Genomic DNA, 17,562 nt, shown 5'->3' with positions numbered 1-17,562 from the left:
GTGCGCTCCTTGCGACGGTTGACGGCCTTGGCCTGCTCGCTGCCGCGCCCGTGTACCCGCCAGCCGCCGCCGTCGGGGATGCGGCCGACCTTCTTCACGTCGACGTGAACCGTCTGCCCCAGGCGGCGGGCTCGGATCCACTCAGGAGTGCGGTTGACCTCGCCGGTGGGGTCGAGGAATCGCCGTCACTTCAGGCCGACCGCAGCGAGGTGCCTGCTCACGGTCCTGCGACTGATCGAGATGTTTCGGCAGCCGTGGTCGTCGGCTGATGATGCGGTGTCGAAGAACGATCGAGTAGGCCGAGGTCACCGTGGCGTCGGTAGCGGTTGACCCACTTGGACGCGCACGCTCGAGAGATGCCCATCTCGGCTGCCACATGTGCGATGGGCCGCGTCCGGCACCGTTCGACGAGCCGACGGCGACCTTCGACGGCCAGCGGCGCGTTCTTGTGCATCGACGGGCAGACTTCCTTGTCGAAGGGAAACCTCAGGGCGGTACCTGGTGGCTATACGCCCCATGCGGTGGTTGATCACTGCTGGGTCAGCGAGTCCAGGAGTTCACGGCCCTGCTGCCACGAGCCCAGGCCGCTGGCGGAGTTGATGTGTCCGCACGCGCCCGCCAGGTGCCATCGCGCCTCCCACCGCGCCGCGAGCCCGGCGGCTGCTTCGGGGGTGCAATACGGGTCATTGGTGCTGCCCACCACCAGGGCCGGGCATGGCAACGGTTGTGCCGACACCTCGATGAATGTCGCGGCCGCCTGGCGTGGGAACGCCGGCCCTTGCGGGTCGGGCGGTGCGACCAGGAATGCGCCGCCTGTCGGGCTCGAGGGGTTCTTGTCCAGCCAGGCGGACGCAGCCCAGCAGCCCAGGCTGTGGGCCACCAACGCAACGTGGCTGTCCTGCTGGGAAGCGTCGTCGTACGCCTCCTGGACAGCGGCGACCCAGTCATCCAGATCGGGGACGGACCACGAGCCAGGGGAGATCCTCACCGCTGAGGTGCCCCACTGCCGCTCCCACAAGGTCTGCCAGTGCTGCCCGTCCGAGCCGTCGATACCCGGGATGATGACGTACGCGACCACTGCCCACCACCGTTTCACTCGTCGCTCCCTCCTATCACGGGAGCGCCTGGCGCAAATTCTGTTGGATGCATCAGGGCAGCGGCAGTGACACAAGTGATCTCAAAGAAGATGGTGCGGATGACAATGGAATCACTCGACCGGATAGACCAAGACATCCTCACCCTGCTCCAGACCGACGGCCGGCTGACCGGCGCGGAGGTAGGGCGCCGCGTCGGACTCTCGCAGCCCGCGGCCAGCGCGCGCATCCAACGGCTGGAGAAGAACGGCGTCATCACCGGCTACCGAGCCGTGGTCGACCCGGCAGCCCTCGGGCTGAACATTCACGCGGTCATCCGGCTGCGCACCACGCACGCCCAGCTCGCACGCGCCCTGGATTTCGCCTCCCGGACCTCCGAGATCGCCTCCACCCTCAGAGTCACTGGGGAAGACTGCCTCATCTTCGACGTCTACTGCCCCCAGGCAGGACGACTCGAAGAAGTCGTCGACGCACTTGCCCGCTATGGCCCTGTCACCACATCCCTCGTGCTCCGGGCCTACCCCCAGAAGCCGCTGACCGACCCCACGTCAACAACGTCATGACCCGCAACACTTAAGGCGCAGTCGGGTTGCGCTTGTCCCGGACATTCGGACGCCGTATCCGAATGTCCGATTGCGGCTTCTGCAGAACTGCGGTAACTGCTCTCACCAACGGCTCGACCGCTGCACCACATCAGACACCGTAATAGGCAAGACTGTTCTGTCCCGGTCCAGCCAGAGCAGAAGAAGACCGAGCGTGCAGGCGAGGGCCGACCAGTAGATGTAGCGGAAGCTCGTCGCCGGCATGATGGGCAGGTAGCCGAGCACATACGTCGCCGAGCTGACGCCCAGGGCCCGGATCGGCAGGGAGAACGTCCCCTTGCCCGGACGGAGGGCGAGCACGAGCGCGACAGCGAGCCAGAACCATCCCCGGAAGAGCGGCCGCATGTCTGTGACCGCGCTGCTGACGTATGCCTCGAACGTGTCTTCCAGCCTGGGGTGGGCCACCTCCACTCCCAGGTCATTGTTGTCGACCCCTGACTGGTACGGGTAGCCGGTCTCGAAGAGCAGGGCCGTGAACAGCCGCAGCCGGTACTGGAGATAGCCGGGAACGTGCCCGCTCATCTCGCGCAGCCACAGGGACGTGATCGGGCCCGCGTCCCTGGTCAGTCCTTCCGCCGGGCGCTCATAGCAGGCCCAGTAGGCGTCCGACAGGGCGCCCACGCGGTCGCACTTCTCCGCGGCGGCCACGAGGCGGTCCCGAAGGTCCGGCGATACGTCCGCCGACCGCAGTTCCTCCACGGTCAGGACGTGGACCAGGTCGTCGAGCATGATCTGCGCGCCTTGATTCGTCTGTACGGGTCGTGCGATCAAGGAGATCGCGGCGGCGGGCACGACGAGACCTGCCACGAGTGCCGCCGTGCACATGACCCAGGTACGGCGTCCGGGGGCGCGCCACAGCGCGAGGACGAGCAGGACGAACACCGGGATCGCGGCGAAGAAGGCGTTCTTGCGCACGAGCATGGCGTAGGCGAGGAAGAGCACGCCCAGCCAGAGCAGACCCCAGCGCACCGCGGCGGGAGGCCGGTCGTCCCGCAGCCGTAGCCCGACGAACGCCACCGCGCAGGCGGCGAGCAGCGCGACCGCCGCGTGGACGTCCTTCCACACCACGCCGACGAACGTCAGGACGGGGGGAGTCAGCCCGAGGCCGAGGACGGCGAGCGAACCAACACGGCTCGCGGTCAGTTCCCAGACGCACCAGGCCACCACCCACAGCGCACCCCAGAAGAGGACGGATTGCAGGGCGGCCATGGACGCGGGCGTGCCGGTGACGGCGATGAGCGCACGCCACACCAGACTCAGCACGGGCGGGTGCCAGTCGGTCAGGGGCGTCCTGCCCATGGCCTGCCGGAGCTGGTCGATGCTGTCGGGACTCATGTACCCGGGGGCGAAGACGACGGTCGTGGCCAGGCAACAGACCACGGCGATGGCGGCCATTCCCCAGACCCAGAGCTTTTCGCCCTGAATCCCCACTTTTTGTCGCATATGGCGGATGCTAACAATGTCGACCGGACATACGGATCATGGCGTGGTCAGGGTGCTGTGAAGACGTAGCGCCGGTAGGCGAAGAAGCGGAACACGGTGGCGAGGACCCAGCCGACGACGCGGGCGGCGTTGTCGCTGAGCGCCGAGTCCAGCCCGAGCAGATGCCGTGAGGCGAAGACCGTACCCGCTGTGATGGCGACGCCGACAAGGTTGGCCAAGAGGAACAGGGTCAGTTCCTCGGTCACCTTCTCTCGGCGCTGATGGCGGTAGGCCCAGTAGCGGTTCCCGACCCAGCTGAAGAGTGCCGCGGTGCCGGTCGCGATGACGGACGCCTGGACGGGGGTCGCCCGCATCACCCCGCCCTCCGCACCGCCGGGCAGGCCGAAGACCAGCAGGTTGTAGCCGCCGTTGTCGACGACGAAGGCCAGCGCCCCGACGACCCCGAACTTGGCGGCCTCGCGCCAGACGCCCCTGACGACGTCACGCACACGCAGCGTCACAGATGCGAGGACCGACACACGGTGAGAGTAACGACGCGGCGCGTCCTCACCGCCCGGACGCGCCCATATCGCATCATTTCCTATTGTCTTCAGCCTGTACTGAGCGCGTATCCAGCTGTATCCAGCGGTGTTCGGCACCGGTTCGGACAAGGAGCGGCCGTGGAACCGACGATCGCGTGTGTCGTGCCGTGTCACAACGAGGAGGCGGCCGTCGGCAAGGTGGTGCGCGACCTGAGAGCGGCACTTCCCGAGGCCGACATCTATGTGTACGACAACGCCTCGACCGACCGCACGGTGGAAGTCGCCCGCGAGGCGGGCGCGATCGTCCGGCAGGAGCCGCGCAAGGGCAAGGGCAACGTCATTCGGCGTGCCTTCGCCGATGTCGACTCCGACGCCCTGCTCATCATCGACGGTGACGACACCTACGACGCGTCCCGGGCACGCGACATGGTGGACCTGCTCTTCGAGGGGCCGTACGACCAGGTGGTCGGCGCCCGCCGCGAGACGGTCAGTGCCGCGTACCGCGCGGGGCACGCGATCGGCAACAAGCTGCTCACGGGTACGGTGCGGTCCCTGTTCGGCAATGACGTGACCGACATGCTGAGCGGCTACCGCGTGTTCTCGCGACGTTTCATCAAGTCCTTCCCCGCGCTGGCCCGCCAGTTCGAGACCGAGACGGAGATGACCATCCACGCCCTCCACCTCCGGCTCCCCACGGCGGAAATGGTGGTGGACTACCGGGTCCGGCCTGCCGGAAGCGAGAGCAAACTGCGCACGTACAGGGACGGCTGGCACATCCTTCGAGTCATCCTCGATCTTGCGCGGCGCGAGCGACCCTCGCTCGTCCACACGGTGGTCGCAGGTCTGCTGGCCCTCGTTTCGGTCATCCTCGGCGTCCCTGTCATCGCCGAGTTCGTCCGCACGGGCACCGTGCCGCGCATCCCCACAGCGATCCTCGCCGCCGCGATCATGACGATCGCGGCGCTCGTCCTGCTCGTGGGGTACATCCTCGAGTCGCTCATGCACATGCGTCAGGAACAGTCCCGCCTGGTGCACCTCGCCTACGCGGCCCCAGCACGCTCCCCGCGCCTGAACGGGCATGGGACCAGCACCGGGCCCGTGCCCGTCCGAAACACCCCCAGCACCTTCCACTGATCTGGTTGGCGTGATGCCGTAACTGACAGGTGGGGATTGCCGTGGCCGGTCAGGGGGCCATGCAGCAGCCAGGATCTGCCGCTGTCGCCGGATGTCGGCCAGACGCATGGCCGTGACTTTCGGCGCTCACCGGCCAGGGTGCGTTCAGGGTCTGGTTGTGGGGCCATTCGCGGGTGAGGCTGCAATCACGTAGGCCTCCGGGCCCTCCGAAGCAGTTCCGTCCGCCGGCCTGATCGGCTGCAGCGTCATGGGTTTTCTCGTTACTCCACAGCGCGGCCGATGAGTTTGTGGCTCGGGGCCGGTCCAAGCTCGTGACACCCTAGGAAAGGACACCGCCATGTCGGAGCTTCTCGTCGACTTCATCACCTCCCTCGACGGCTACGCATCGGGAGAGGGATGGCCCGGGTTCTGGGGCCTCGAGGGCCCGGAGTACCTCGCATGGCTCGGCGAGCAGCCCGAGGCCACCTACCTGATGGGAGCGAACACCTACCGCCTGATGTCGGGCTTCGCCGCAGGCGAGGTCCCGAAGGGCCAAGACGAGTTCAGGCCCGAGGAAGAGGCGTCCGTCGACGAGCTCACGCAAGCGTCCAAGGTGGTGTTCTCCTCCTCACTCGAAGAGCCACTGACGTGGGCCAACTCCACGCTCGTCCGCGACGACGCCGTCGAGGCGGTCCGCGCCATGAAGTCGAGTGGCTCGGGGCTCCTCAGCACGATCGGCAGCCTCAGCCTGTGCCGGTCCCTGCTACGAGCCGGACTCGTCGACCGCTTCCGGGTCGTGATGTTCCCGGTGATCACCGGGGCCACGGGCGAAGAACGCATCTACGACGGCTATCCGGACGTTGCCCTCGAGATGATCGAGTACCGCACCTTCGACGGCCGCATCCAGCTGGTCGAGTACAAGCCCCGCGTGCTCGAGCACCCGCCGCTCGGCGCCCCTGCGTGACGTCGCCCCGTCCGCCGGCCTGGACGACCGTCAGGCCGGCGCCGGCGGGCGCGGAGCAAGTCCGCCGCTCGGTCAGTCCGTGAACCCGTCCCGCACGACGTCGAAGACGGGACGGTAGGTGTCCCACCGGGATTCGGGAGCCGACAGGTAGATGTCGTACTCGCGGCCGCCCGCCGTGCCGTATCCGAGGTCGATGGCGCGGAAGGTGCGGGCGCGGCCGTGGAAGGTGAACTCCCAGACCGCGGCCGGCTTTCCCTTGAACGTGGTCTTCTGCAGGCGGAGCCTGCGGTACGTGGGGTAGTTGGCTTTGGTGTTCGCCTCGATGTCCTTGAAGTGCTCGATGGGGTGCGAGCCCGCAGGATCCACCATGCCGATCGTGATGCCGGCCAGCCCGGTCGGGTCGGTGTAGGTGACCTCGTCGCTCGGCCCCTTCTTCGGCTTCCAGCCGTCGGGTACGGGGAAGGAGACGCCGAGTTGCCGGTCTCGGACCACGTGGTAGCCGTCGGGGACGGGCGAGGGTGCGGCCGGCGCGGTGCCGGTGGCGCCGGTCCTGCGAGCGCTGCCCGATGTCCCGCCGTCGTACGAGGAGGCGTAGAGGATCACCGCGGCAGCGGACGCGGCCAGGACGGTCACCGTCGACAGCAGGACGCGCCGCCTCTGCTGCCGGTTCCGCTTCCGGTTCCCGGGGCGGTCCCCTCCGCCCTTGTCCGAGGGCACCGGCGGGGCCTGCGGCGTCGGGGACGTCGGTGCCGCGTCCGGTGTGCCGTCGGGCACGGTGGGGGCGGGGGCGGCTGATGACACCGTCGTCGAGCCGCCGGACCAGGTCGCCCGCAGAGCCCGTTCCGTCTGTTCGGCCGTGGGCCGGTCCTCGGGGTTCTTCGACAGCAGGGTCTCGATGAGCGGTTCCAGCGGACCGGCCTGCCGCATCTCCTTCAGCGGCTCGACCGCGATGGCGTACGCCGTCTCCATGGCGGTGTCGCGGCGGTACGGCGGGTGTCCCTCGACCGCCTGGTACAGCGTCGCGCCCAGCGACCACAGGTCGGAGGAGGGGCCGGGCTGCCGGCCGCGGACGCGCTCCGGGGCCATGTAGTCGATGGAGCCGACCATCTCCCCGGTCTGGGTGAGCGTCGAGGTGCCGGCGGTCCGGGCGATGCCGAAGTCGGTCAGCACGACCCGGCCCCCGTCGGCCAGCAGGACGTTGCTGGGTTTGATGTCGCGGTGCAGGACCCCGGCCGCGTGCGCGGCGCGGACGGCGGCGATCATGCCGAGGCCGATGCGGGCGGCCTCCTCGGGTGGCAGGGTCCGGCCGCCCTGGAGGACGTCGCCGAGGGTGAGCGCGGGGACGTACTCCATGACGATGCAGGGGCGGCCGTCGTCCTCGACGACGTCGTGCACCACGACCACATTGGGGTGGGCGACCCGGGCGGCGCTGCGCGCCTCGCGGCGGGTCCGCTCGTAGAGCGTGGCGACCTCGGCGTCGGACAGGTGTGGCTGGGTGTGGAGCTGCTTCAGGGCGACCTGGCGGGCGAGCAGCTCGTCCTCGGCCCGCCATACCGTGCCCATGCCGCCGCGGCCGATGCGCTCGACCAGCCGGTAGCGCCCGGCGACGAGCCGTCCCTCGTCCGACACAGCCTTGCCCTCCGCCTGCTCTGCCCCCCTTCATGCCACTTGGCCCTGCACAGTAGCCGACCTCGTCGGCGGACCGGTGGGCGGTCCGGTATGCGGAACTTCACCTCCGCGCATCCTCCGGGTGGCCACGGAAGGTGGGGCGGCCGGTGCCCGACAGGCGAGGCCGGTCAGCCGTGATCGTCGGCCGCAGGAGGGCGCACGTTCTCGGCATGCCGCGCTGCACCCGACCCGGCCGGTGGGGCGACCACGCCTGCTCAGGCCTGCTCATGCCTTGCCGCTCGGACACTGGCCGTTGTCGATCGGCAGCAGCCCGTATCCCGGGCTCGGCAGGGCCCACGACCGAGCGCGACGGCATGCCCGAAACCGCCGACGGCCTGGCCTTCGCCCGTTCGAGGCAGGCAGTGCATCGCTTGGACGGCCGAGAAAACTCATCGGATACTGGGCCGTGCCGGGCCGTGGCCGGAGTCGGCCGCGTGGTTCGTGGAGACGTGCCACGTGGCGGCGGATGCCGGAAGGCAGCGACGTGCTGGGGTTGGACATGATCCGACGTGATGCGCTGGCGGAGTACGTTCGCGGGTCGCTGTGGGTGCTTCCCACGCTGTCCGTGCTGGGCGCACTGGTCGCCGGAACACTGCTGTCCCTCGTCGAGACGGGCTCCGGGTCGCCGCTGGCGTTCCAGGGGACCGCCGACGATGCCCGGACGTTGCTGATCGGGATCGCCGGGACGATGGTGACGGTCATCGCGGTGCTGCTGGGCCTGACCGTGGTCGCGCTGCAGTTGTCGTCCACCCAGTTCTCGCCGCGGCTGCTGCGCAACTTCCTGCGGGATCGGCCCAACCAGATCGTGCTCAGCGTCTTCGTGGCGACCTTCGCCTACAGCGCGGCCGGCCTCTACACGGTCGGCGTCTCGGAAGGGAGCCGCTCGGAGAGCTTTCCGCGGTTCGCGGTGAGCGGTGCGATCGTCCTGCTCTTCGTCAGCCTCGGTCTGCTGGTGTTCTTCGCCGACCATCTCGTGCACTCCATCCAGGTCGACGCGATCATGACCGTGGTGGAGCGCAACACGGTGCGGGTGATCCGCGACAGGGTGTTCACCGGCGGCGAGGAAGTCGGTGGAGTGCCGGAGTGGGCCCTGCCCATCACCGCCCGGCACTCCGGATATGTACAGGTGGTGCGTCCCCGGCTGCTGCTGTCGGCGGCGGCCGGGCAGAAGGTCTGTCTGCGGCTGCGGCCCCGGGTCGGCGAACACGTCGTCGCCGGAACGACGCTGGCGTGGATCTGGTACGACTCACCGCGCGAGTCGGCTCCTGATCCCGGGCAGTTCGTGCGGGTGCTGGACGCCGGAGTGCGTATCGGATTCGAGCGCACCCTCGAACAGGACGCCGCGCTCGGCATCCGGCAACTGGTGGACGTGGCCTGCAAGGCGCTGTCTCCGGCGATCAACGATCCCTACACGGCGGTCCAGGCCATCGACCACCTGTCCGTGATCTTTTGCACGCTCGCGCAACGGCCCCTGGGCAACCACGTCGTCCGCGACGACGGCGGGGCCGTCGTGATCATTCCCGGGCGGCGGTTCCCGGAGTACCTCGCCGTGATGTGCGGGCTCGTCCGACGCTACGGGGCCCGTGAACCGACCGTCGCCCATGCCCTGCTCCGGCTGTTGCACCATTGCGCCGCTGTGGTCGCCGACGATGCCGAGCGGTGCGCGGCGATCGAAGAGCAGGCCCGCACCGTCATCGCCGACGCCGAGCGGCAGGTCGACCAGCCGGCCGACCTTGCCCTCGCATACGCGGAAGCGGAAGCCGTGCGACAGCAGCTGGTCAAGAACCGGCGGACCGCTCACCAGGCCGACGATCGACCCGATGAGCCGAACATCCCGTGACCGGTCGGCCGGGAAGGGGACGAACAGCAGTCGGCCGGGAGGAGACGAACAGCAACCACTTCGCTCGGAGTTCAGCCGAAGAACACCTCGAACTCGTCGTACAGCGACGGATCGACCTTCTTGGTCTGCGCCGTGGCCTCGGCGAGGGGAACGCGCACGATGTCGGTGGCGTGCAGGGCCACCATCTTGCCGTAGTCGCCGTCCTTGACCGCGTCGACGGCGTGCAGCCCGAAGCGCGTGGCCAGCCACCGGTCGAAGGCGCTGGGCGTACCGCCCCGCTGGACGTGGCCGAGGACCGTCGTACGGGCGTCCTTGCCCGTGCGCCGCGAGATCTCCTGGGACAGCCACTCGCCGATGCCGGACAGCCGTACGTGGCCGAACTCGTCCAGCGTCCGGTCCCTGAGGAACATCCGCCCTTCCTTCGGAACCGCCCCTTCGGCCGCCACGACGATCGGCGCGTAGTTGATCTGAAATCGGCTCATCACCAGCGCGCAGACCTGATCGATGTCGAACGGCCGCTCCGGGATGAGGATCACGTTGGCGCCACCCGCGACCCCGGCGTGCAGTGCGATCCACCCCGAGTGCCGCCCCATCACCTCCACCACCAGGGTGCGCATGTGCGACTCGGCGGTGGTGTGGAGCCGGTCGATGGCCTCGGTCGCGATGCCGACGGCCGTGTTGAAGCCGAAGGTGCAGTCGGTGGCGGACACGTCGTTGTCGATGGTCTTCGGCACGCCGACGAGGTTCACCCCCTGACGGCTCAGCTCGGTGGCCACACCGAGCGTGTCCTCGCCGCCGATCACGACCAGCGCGTCCACGCCGTACGCGGCGAGGTTGTCCTGAATGCGCCGCACCCCGTCCTCGTGCTTGAGCGGGTTGGTCCGGGAGGAGCCGAGGATGGTTCCGCCGCGGGGGAGGATCCCCCGCACATTGCTGATCTCCAGCGGTACGACCTTGCCCTCCAGGGCGCCGCGCCAGCCGTCCCGCAGGCCGACGAACTCGAAGTCGTACTCCTGCACGCCCTTGCGGACGACGCTGCGGATCACGGCGTTGAGGCCGGGGCAGTCGCCGCCGCCGGTCAGCACTCCGACCTTCATGGGTTCCTCCCTTCCGCCGGGACCCCCACGGATCGTCTCTCCCTCCAGCCTCCCTCCATCCGATCCGCAGCGCCCACTCCACGCCGTCCAGCGCCGCTCCCCCGTTTTGAACGAGTCGGTGATGCGCGACGGCCGTCACACACCCACGGGCGTGACACCGGCAGGCATGACGCCGTCACGACCGGTGGCCCCGTCGCTCACCGGCCCACGCTGGCAGATCTTCCTTCCCGTCCGGCGAAAGCCCAGGTCAGCGACGCATCCGTCGAGGCGTCAGGTGGCGCAACACTTCCGCAACACCACTATCCCTACCGGATGAGTATGGTTCCGGCCATGTCCCCGACCGACCGCATCCGCGACCACGCCGGCCAGGGCGCGACCACCGTCGCCGCCCACCGTGCGCGGCGTCGGCTGCGCGCGGACCGGGCACGTCAGCTTGCCGACCTGCTCCGCCACCAGATCCTCACCGGCGGCTTTCCGGCCGGCGCCCTCCCCCACGAGTCCGCCCTGGCCACCGACTACCGCGCCTCCCGCAACACCGTCCGCCAGGCCCTCGACCTGCTGCGCGCCGAAGGCCTCGTGGAACGGCTCCCCGGCGTCGGCACGGTCGTCGTGGCCCGGAAGTACCCCCATGGACTCGACCGACTGATGGGCCTCGCGGAAACCCTGCGCGAACACGGCCACGTCACCAACGAGGTCCGCACGACGGTCCCCGTCCCCGCCCCGGCCCCGGTGGCCGACCGCCTCCGCCTCCCGCCCGGTGCCGACGTCCTCTACATCGAACGCCTGCGCCGGCTGGGCGGCCTGCCCCTCTCTCTCGACCTCACCTACATCCCCCTCGACATCGGCACCGCCCTGCTCGGTGAGGACCTGGAGAACACCGACATCTTCCGGCTGCTGGAGACGCTCACCGGCAGCCCGCTCGGCCACGCCGAGATCAGCCTCGAGGCGGTGAACGCCGACGCCCACTCCGCCGCCGTACTGGGTGCCCCGCAAGGCGCCGCCGTACTGATGCTGGAACGCCTCACCCACCTCGCCGACGGCCGCCCCGTCGACCTGGAGTTCATCCGCTTCCGCGGCGACCGCATCACGATGAGCGGCCTGCTGCACCGCTCCCTCTGACACCCCCTCCCCCACACCTCCTCTGACCTCCCCTCTCCCAAGAGCTCGACCTTCCCGGAGACAGCCATGCCCTTGGCGCCCCAGCGGGCCGACGTGCCCGTGACCATCGACGAGTCGAAGTGCATCGACGGCTGCACGCTCTGCGTGGACATGTGCCCGCTGGACTCCCTCGCGATCGACGACAGCAGCGGCAAGGCGTACATGCACGTCGACGAGTGCTGGTACTGCGGCCCGTGCGCGGCCCGCTGTCCCACCGGAGCCGTCACGGTCAACATGCCCTACCTGCTCCGGTGAAAGGCCGACTCCCATGCCCAGAACTCCCATGACACGCACCGCACTTGCCGCAGCCGCCGCCCTGCTCCTCGCACCGCTCACCGCCTGCGGCGGCAACGCCGCGGCCGGCGGTGACGGGTCCACCGTCACGGTCACCGTCGGCTATCAGTCCAAGACCATCAACACGGTCACGGCCGGCACCCTGCTCCGCTCCCTCGGCTACTTCGAGAAGCAGTTGAACTCCCTCGGCGACGGCCGCACCTACAAGGTCGACTGGCAGGACTACGCCACCGGCGCCCCCATCACCGCCCAGATGACCGCCGGGAAGATCGACATCGGGTCGATGGGCGACTTCCCGCTGCTCATCAACGCCGCCCGCGGCAAGCAGCTCGGCCGCCCCACCCACTTGGTCTCCGTCACCGGCTACAACCTCCGCGGCGGCCTCAACACCATCGTCACCGCCCCGGGCTCCAAGCTCGCCTCGCTGAAGGACCTGAAGGGCAAGAAGGTCTCCACGAGCGTGGGATCCGCCGCCGACGGCACCCTCGTACGGGCCCTGCAACGCGCCGGCATCGATCCGAACGACGGCATCGAGAAGCTCAACCAGCAGCCCGCCGTGGGTGCCTCGGCCCTGACGGCGGGCAGCGCGGACGCCCTCTCGCAGTTCGTCGCCTGGCCCGGCCTGCTCACCTACCAGGGCAAGGCGAAGGCCCTGTACGACGGCGCCCAGCTGAACCTGCCCACCTTCCACGGGGTCACCGCCCGCGAGGACTTCGCCGAGGACCGGCCGGCCGTCCTGGAGGCCTTCCTCAAGGCCCAGGCACAGGCCACCGACTACCTCAACACCCACCCCGTGGCCGCCGCCGAGAAGGTCGCCGAGGCCACCGGCCTGCCCGCCGAGGTCGTCTACCTCTACAACGGCGCCCACGGCATCTCCACCTTCGACCCGGCCGTCAAGCCGCAGCTCGTCTCCGCGCTGAAGCAGGACGTGTCGGTCCTGAAGGCGGCGAAGCTGACCGGTGACGTGGACGTGGACTCGTTCGTCGACGACCAGTACGTGAAGAAGGCGCTCGGGGCGTCGTACGGGAAGCAGCTCGCGGCCACGCCGCCCGCCGCCGCGAGCGAGGTGTGGCCGAAGGGCGCCCAGGAGACCAGGGCCTTCAAGTCCCCGGCGGAGCTGCTCGGTTACGTGGCCGCCCACTCCGACGGCATCCGCGCCGCCTACGTCCCCGACGCCACCACCGGCACCCTCTGGTTCGCCGACAAGGCGGTGTGGGTCGCGGACGGCGAGAAGCTGCTGCCGTTCGTCGCCCCCGCGACCGCGCAGGCGTACGCCGACGGACACGACGGGGCGCGGGTCATCACGTACGCCGACGCCCTGGAGCGGGCCTCGTGAGCCGGCCCGCACCACGAGCCGCCCGGTACGCACTGCGGGTGGCCGCCCTCGCCGCCGCCCTCGGCCTGTGGCAGCTCCTGACCAGCCTGGACGTCGACCTGTGGCTGCGGTTCTCGCAGTTCCCCACGGTCACCGACGTGGCCCACGCCTTCGCCGACCGCCTCGCCGGGGCCGACTACTGGACGGACCTCACCGACAGCCTGACCCGCATCATCACCGGCTTCCTGCTGGCCGCGGTGCTCGGCGTGGCAGGGGGTGTGCTCGTGGCGCGCTCGCGGCTGGCCGAGGACCTGCTGGGCCCGCTGCTGGAGGTGGTCCGCCCGATCCCGGCGATCGCCCTGGTGCCCGTCGCGATCCTGCTGTTCCCCTCCAACGAACAGGGCATCGTCTTCATCACCTTCACCGCCGCCTTCTTCCCGGTCCTGGTCTCCACCCGGCACGCCGTCCGTGCACTGACCCCGGTGTGGGAGGAGGCCGTGCTCACGATGGGCGGCGGCCGGTGGCGGATCCTCGGCTCGGTCGTCCTGCCGGGGGCGCTGCCCGGCATCTTCGGCGGCCTGTCGGTCGGCATCGGCGTCTCGTGGATCTGCGTGATCTCCGCCGAGATGATCTCCGGCCAGTACGGCGTCGGCTACCGCACCTGGCAGGACTACACGATCGTCGACTACCCCGGTGTCTTCGTCGGCATGGTCACGATCGGCGTCCTCGGCTGGCTCACCTCCACGGCGGTGGAACTCCTGGGCCGGCGTCTGACGCGCTGGCTGCCCCGTACGTCGTACGTCCCCGCCGGGCGGGCTCCGCGTCAGGTGGGAAGTGCCGCGGCGGCCGTACCGGTGAGCCGAACGAGCAAGGAGGAGGTACCTCATGACCAGCTCGTCTGACCTTCGTTCGCCCGCCCGCACCGGCGCGGCACTGGCAGTGCGCGGAGCCGCCCTCGGACGGCCGGGCGCGGCCGTGCTCGACGGCGTGGACCTCGAGGTGGCCCCCGGCGAGATCCTCACCGTCGTCGGCCCTTCCGGGTGCGGCAAGTCGACCCTGCTGCGCACGCTGGCCGGGCTGTTGTCTCCTCTCGCCGGGGAGGTCAGCCAGGACGGGAGTCCGTTGAGGGGCCCCGCCGCCGACCGTGCCCTGATCTTCCAGGAGGACGCCCTCCTGCCCTGGCGCACCCTGCGCGCGAACGTCGAACTGCCGCTCGCCATCAAGGGAGTGCCCCGCGCCGAACGCCGTACCCAGGCCGAGTCCTGGCTGACTCGCGTCGGCCTCGCCGAACACTCCCGGCACCTGCCGTACCGCGCCTCCGGCGGACAGCGCCAGCGCGCCCAGCTGGCCCGGGCCCTCGCGGGAGCGCCGCGCGCCGTCCTCATGGACGAGCCGTTCGGCGCCCTCGACGCCCAGACCCGGGCCGGCATGCAGGACCTGCTGGTGGAGGTGCTGCACGGCACGGGCGCGACCGTTGTCTTCGTCACCCACGACGTGGACGAGGCCCTGTTCCTCGGCGACCGCGTGGCCCTGCTCGGCGCGGGCCGCCTCCTCGCCGTACGGGACGTACCGCGCCCGCGCGACCGTACGGCCCTCGGCGACCCGGCCCGCATGGACCTGCGCCGCGACGTCCTCACCTCGCTCGGCACGTGAAAGGCACCCCGGTGAACACCCGCGCCACCCCCTCCCCGGAGCCCCTCCGGATCCCCGACCTCGCCGACGCCGAGGAGCTGACCTGCGACGTCCTCGTCATCGGCGGCGGCACCGCCGGCACCATGGCGGCCCTGACCGCCGCCGAGCACGGCGCGAACGTCCTCCTCCTGGAGAAGGCACATGTCCGTCACTCCGGCGCCCTCGCGATGGGCATGGACGGCGTCAACAACGCGGTCGTCCCCGGCCGCGCCGAACCCGACGACTACGTCGCCGAGATCACCCGCGCCAACGACGGCATCGTCGACCAGACCACCGTCCGCCAGACCGCCACCCGCGGCTTCGCGATGGTGCAGCGGCTGGAGTCGTACGGCGTGAAGTTCGAGAAGGACGAGCACGGCGAGTACGCGGTCCGCCAGGTGCACCGCTCGGGTTCCTACGTGCTGCCGATGCCGGAGGGCAAGGACGTCAAGAAGGTCCTGTACCGGCAGCTGCGGCGGCGCGAGATGCGGGAGAGGATCCGGATCGAGAACCGGGTGATGCCGGTGCGCGTGCTCACCGCCGAGGGGCGGGCCGTGGGGACGGTCGGTTTCAACACACGCACGGGCGCGTTCGTGGTGGTGCGCGCGGGCGCGGTGATCCTGGCGACCGGCGCCTGCGGCCGCCTCGGCCTGCCCGCCTCCGGCTACCTCTACGGCACCTACGAGAACCCCACCAACGCGGGCGACGGCTATGCGATGGCGTATCACGCGGGCGCCGAGCTCACCGGCATCGAGTGCTTCCAGATCAACCCGCTGATCAAGGACTACAACGGTCCCGCCTGCGCCTACGTCGCCAACCCCTTCGGCGGCTACCAGGTCAACCGGCACGGTGAACGCTTCGTCGACTCCGACTACTGGTCGGGCCAGATGATGGCGGAGTTCGCGGAGGAAGTCGCCAGCGACCGGGGCCCGGTGTACCTGAAGCTGAGCCACCTCCCGGAGGAGTCGATCTCGGCGCTGGAGTCGATCCTCCACTCGACCGAGCGCCCGACACGAGGCACCTTCCATTCCGGCCGCGGCCATGACTACCGCACCCACGACGTCGAGATGCACATCTCGGAAATCGGCCTGTGCGGCGGTCACTCGGCCTCGGGCGTACGGGTCGACGACCACGCCCGTACGACCGTCCCCCGCCTGTACGCCGCCGGCGACCTGGCCTGCGTGCCGCACAACTACATGATCGGCGCGTTCGTCTTCGGCGACCTGGCCGGGGCGGACGCGTCCCAGTACCAGGCCTACGAAGGCGAGTTGCCGCAGGACCAGCTGCGCGAGGCGCACGAGCTGATCTACCGCCCGCTGCGCAACCCGGAGGGCCCGCCGCAGCCCCAGGTCGAGTACAAGCTGCGCCGCTTCGTGAACGACTACGTGGCCCCGCCGAAGTCCGGCGCGCGACTGTCGTTGGCCCTGGAGGCCTTCGAGCGGATGCGCGGCGACATCGCGGCCATGGGGGCCCGTACCCCGCACGAGCTGATGCGCTGCGCCGAGGTCAGCTTCATCCGCGACTGCGCGGAGATGGCCGCGCGCGCCTCCCTGGCCCGCACGGAGTCCCGCTGGGGTCTCTACCACGACCGCCTCGACCATCCGCGGCGCGACGACGCGTCCTGGTTCCACCACCTCGATCTGCGCAAGTCCCCCTCCGGGGCGATGGAGTTCACGGCCCGTCCCGTGGCTCCGTACCTGGTTCCGGTGGAGGAGTTCATCCCGGTCGGCGGGCCTCCCCGGCACCTCGGCGAGGTCCACCCGGAGCAGGTGGCCACGGCGGGCGCGCGGGAGGTGGCGCCGGTGGCCGGCGGGCCGAGGGCCGACGCCCCGTCCGCGCCCGGCGCGGCTTCCGGGCCTCGTGAGGCCGCCTCACCCCGGCTGCTCGCCCTGCTGGCGCTCGCCGAGGAGGAGCCCGAACTCGCCCTCGTCGAGCCGTACTTGACCGATCTCGACCCCGCTGTGCGGCGGACAGCCGTCTCGGTCCTCACCGAGACCGCGCCGCCCGGCACCGGACAGGCGCTGGCCGGCGCGCTCGCCGACCCCGACGCCGAGGTGCGGTCGGCCGCGGCGGCCTCCCTGCGCGAGCTGGTCGAGACGCTGCCGCCCGAGCCGGCCCTGCGCGACGCCCTGGCCGCGGCTCTCGCGGAAGCCGACCCCGTGGTCCGTGCCGCAGCCCTCGACGTGCTGCGCGCGCTGCGCCTGGGCGATGCCGACCTGTTTGCAACCGCCCTCGCCGACCCCGACATCCCGGTGCGGATCGAGGCCGTCCGTGCGCTCGTCTCGGTCGACGCGGCCGAGGCGGTGGCGCGTGCGGCGCACGACCCGTCCCGCGAGGTCCGCGTCACGGTGGCCAAGGCCCTGGCCGGCGTCGGCTCCTCGTCCGTCGCGCCGCGGGCCCTGGACGGGCTCACCGAGGACACGGACCCCCTGGTGCGCGGTGCCGCGTTCGGTGCGCTGGCTTCCGTCGGCTGCCCGGCACCGCTCGCCGCACGTGCCGTGGCCGCCCTGTCCGAGCCGGCCTGGCAGGTCCGCGCGGGCGCGGCCACCGCCCTGTCCGCCGCCGACCCGGTCACCGCGGTCCCGGCCCTCGCCAAGGCCCTGGCCGACGCGAACGCCGACGTCCGCAAGGCAGCGGTCCTCGCGCTGACGCGTCACGCCACGACCGAGGAGGCCCGCGCGGCTCTCTCGACGGCGACGACGGACTCGGACGCGGACGTCAGGGCGTACGCGACACGGGCGCTGTGACCCCGGCCCGCTCTCTCGCTCCTGCTGCCAGGTCG

15 protein-coding genes and 1 pseudogene are annotated in these 17,562 nt (G+C 70.4%); 10 read left to right on the top strand and 6 right to left on the bottom strand.

Annotated elements, in window-relative coordinates; all coding sequences use genetic code 11:
- Positions 1–14: 14 nt before the first annotated feature.
- Positions 15–454 (bottom strand): annotated as a pseudogene (locus ACZ7L6_RS04705) (helix-turn-helix domain-containing protein); the annotation flags it as partial.
- A gap of 75 nt (positions 455–529) precedes the next feature.
- Positions 530–1,096 (bottom strand): RBBP9/YdeN family alpha/beta hydrolase, encoded by a 567-nt coding sequence (locus tag ACZ7L6_RS04700; RefSeq protein ID WP_471920480.1) that lies wholly within the window; start codon positions 1,094–1,096, stop codon positions 530–532.
- 105 nt (positions 1,097–1,201) lie between these two features.
- Here ACZ7L6_RS04700 and ACZ7L6_RS04695 point away from each other — a divergent pair, with 105 nt between their 5' ends.
- Positions 1,202–1,657, top strand: a complete 456-nt coding sequence (locus ACZ7L6_RS04695) for an Lrp/AsnC family transcriptional regulator (protein WP_471920612.1) — start codon at positions 1,202–1,204, stop codon at positions 1,655–1,657.
- 102 nt (positions 1,658–1,759) lie between these two features.
- On the opposite strand, the gene ACZ7L6_RS04690 is transcribed toward ACZ7L6_RS04695, so the two are convergent.
- Positions 1,760–3,139: a hypothetical protein gene (locus ACZ7L6_RS04690; protein ID WP_471920479.1), complete on the bottom strand. Its 1,380-nt coding sequence runs from the start codon at positions 3,137–3,139 to the stop codon at positions 1,760–1,762.
- Positions 3,140–3,186: 47 nt separating this feature from the next.
- A complete protein-coding gene (locus ACZ7L6_RS04685; RefSeq protein ID WP_471920478.1) occupies positions 3,187–3,657 on the bottom strand; it encodes a GtrA family protein in 471 nt (156 codons plus the stop codon).
- A 141-nt stretch (positions 3,658–3,798) separates the two neighbouring features.
- Between ACZ7L6_RS04685 and ACZ7L6_RS04680 the strand changes: the two genes are divergently transcribed.
- Both ACZ7L6_RS04680 and ACZ7L6_RS04675 read left to right on the top strand, forming a co-directional pair.
- A complete protein-coding gene (locus ACZ7L6_RS04680; RefSeq protein ID WP_471920477.1) occupies positions 3,799–4,794 on the top strand; it encodes a glycosyltransferase family 2 protein in 996 nt (331 codons plus the stop codon).
- A gap of 337 nt (positions 4,795–5,131) precedes the next feature.
- Positions 5,132–5,737: a dihydrofolate reductase family protein gene (locus ACZ7L6_RS04675; protein WP_471920476.1), complete on the top strand. Its 606-nt coding sequence runs from the start codon at positions 5,132–5,134 to the stop codon at positions 5,735–5,737.
- Between the two features lie 72 nt (positions 5,738–5,809).
- Here the strand turns inward: ACZ7L6_RS04675 and ACZ7L6_RS04670 are convergent, their stop codons facing one another.
- The gene (locus ACZ7L6_RS04670; protein ID WP_471920475.1) at positions 5,810–7,366 is read right to left on the bottom strand and encodes a serine/threonine-protein kinase; all 1,557 of its coding nucleotides are present in this window, start codon (positions 7,364–7,366) and stop codon (positions 5,810–5,812) included.
- A gap of 538 nt (positions 7,367–7,904) precedes the next feature.
- On the opposite strand from ACZ7L6_RS04670, the gene ACZ7L6_RS04665 reads away from it, so the two are divergent.
- Positions 7,905–9,245: a DUF2254 domain-containing protein gene (locus tag ACZ7L6_RS04665; RefSeq protein WP_471920474.1), complete on the top strand. Its 1,341-nt coding sequence runs from the start codon at positions 7,905–7,907 to the stop codon at positions 9,243–9,245.
- Positions 9,246–9,316: 71 nt separating this feature from the next.
- Here ACZ7L6_RS04665 and ACZ7L6_RS04660 read toward each other — a convergent pair whose 3' ends face one another.
- Positions 9,317–10,342, bottom strand: coding sequence for a 6-phosphofructokinase (locus ACZ7L6_RS04660; RefSeq protein WP_471920473.1), 1,026 nt, complete (start codon positions 10,340–10,342; stop codon positions 9,317–9,319).
- A gap of 330 nt (positions 10,343–10,672) precedes the next feature.
- On the opposite strand from ACZ7L6_RS04660, the gene ACZ7L6_RS04655 reads away from it, so the two are divergent.
- The 6 genes from ACZ7L6_RS04655 to ACZ7L6_RS04630 all read left to right on the top strand — a co-directional run bounded on the left by ACZ7L6_RS04655 (position 10,673) and on the right by ACZ7L6_RS04630 (position 17,527).
- A complete protein-coding gene (locus ACZ7L6_RS04655) occupies positions 10,673–11,461 on the top strand; it encodes a GntR family transcriptional regulator (RefSeq protein ID WP_471920472.1) in 789 nt (262 codons plus the stop codon).
- A gap of 66 nt (positions 11,462–11,527) precedes the next feature.
- Positions 11,528–11,755, top strand: coding sequence for a 4Fe-4S dicluster domain-containing protein (locus ACZ7L6_RS04650; RefSeq protein WP_016437651.1), 228 nt, complete (start codon positions 11,528–11,530; stop codon positions 11,753–11,755).
- A 28-nt stretch (positions 11,756–11,783) separates the two neighbouring features.
- Positions 11,784–13,130: an ABC transporter substrate-binding protein gene (locus ACZ7L6_RS04645; protein ID WP_471920471.1), complete on the top strand. Its 1,347-nt coding sequence runs from the start codon at positions 11,784–11,786 to the stop codon at positions 13,128–13,130.
- Complete coding sequence (locus tag ACZ7L6_RS04640; protein ID WP_471920470.1) at positions 13,127–14,011, top strand: ABC transporter permease; 885 nt, start codon at positions 13,127–13,129, stop codon at positions 14,009–14,011. The genes ACZ7L6_RS04645 and ACZ7L6_RS04640 overlap by 4 nt, the downstream gene beginning before the upstream one ends.
- Positions 13,995–14,762, top strand: a complete 768-nt coding sequence (locus ACZ7L6_RS04635; RefSeq protein ID WP_471920469.1) for an ABC transporter ATP-binding protein — start codon at positions 13,995–13,997, stop codon at positions 14,760–14,762. Before ACZ7L6_RS04640 ends, ACZ7L6_RS04635 begins: the two co-directional genes overlap by 17 nt.
- Positions 14,759–17,527: a fumarate reductase/succinate dehydrogenase flavoprotein subunit gene (locus ACZ7L6_RS04630; protein ID WP_471920468.1), complete on the top strand. Its 2,769-nt coding sequence runs from the start codon at positions 14,759–14,761 to the stop codon at positions 17,525–17,527. Before ACZ7L6_RS04635 ends, ACZ7L6_RS04630 begins: the two co-directional genes overlap by 4 nt.
- The last annotated feature ends 35 nt before the right edge of the window (positions 17,528–17,562 follow it).

The organism is Streptomyces sp. NPDC107522, assembly GCF_055657525.1.
Note: the sequence above shows the minus strand (reverse complement) of the source record. Positions and strands in the feature narration are given on the sequence as shown.

What these genes read in the sequence shown, in the direction of transcription:
- ACZ7L6_RS04695 (WP_471920612.1), top strand. Translation starts at nt 1,202, where the DNA reads ATGGAATCACTCGACCGGATAGACCAAGACATCCTCACCCTGCTCCAG.
- ACZ7L6_RS04690 (WP_471920479.1), bottom strand. Translation starts at nt 3,139, where the DNA reads ATGCGACAAAAAGTGGGGATTCAGGGCGAAAAGCTCTGGGTCTGGGGA.
- ACZ7L6_RS04675 (WP_471920476.1), top strand. Translation starts at nt 5,132, where the DNA reads ATGTCGGAGCTTCTCGTCGACTTCATCACCTCCCTCGACGGCTACGCA.
- ACZ7L6_RS04665 (WP_471920474.1), top strand. Translation starts at nt 7,905, where the DNA reads ATGATCCGACGTGATGCGCTGGCGGAGTACGTTCGCGGGTCGCTGTGG.
- ACZ7L6_RS04660 (WP_471920473.1), bottom strand. Translation starts at nt 10,342, where the DNA reads ATGAAGGTCGGAGTGCTGACCGGCGGCGGCGACTGCCCCGGCCTCAAC.
- ACZ7L6_RS04655 (WP_471920472.1), top strand. Translation starts at nt 10,673, where the DNA reads ATGTCCCCGACCGACCGCATCCGCGACCACGCCGGCCAGGGCGCGACC.
- ACZ7L6_RS04650 (WP_016437651.1), top strand. Translation starts at nt 11,528, where the DNA reads ATGCCCTTGGCGCCCCAGCGGGCCGACGTGCCCGTGACCATCGACGAG.
- ACZ7L6_RS04645 (WP_471920471.1), top strand. Translation starts at nt 11,784, where the DNA reads ATGACACGCACCGCACTTGCCGCAGCCGCCGCCCTGCTCCTCGCACCG.
- ACZ7L6_RS04635 (WP_471920469.1), top strand. Translation starts at nt 13,995, where the DNA reads ATGACCAGCTCGTCTGACCTTCGTTCGCCCGCCCGCACCGGCGCGGCA.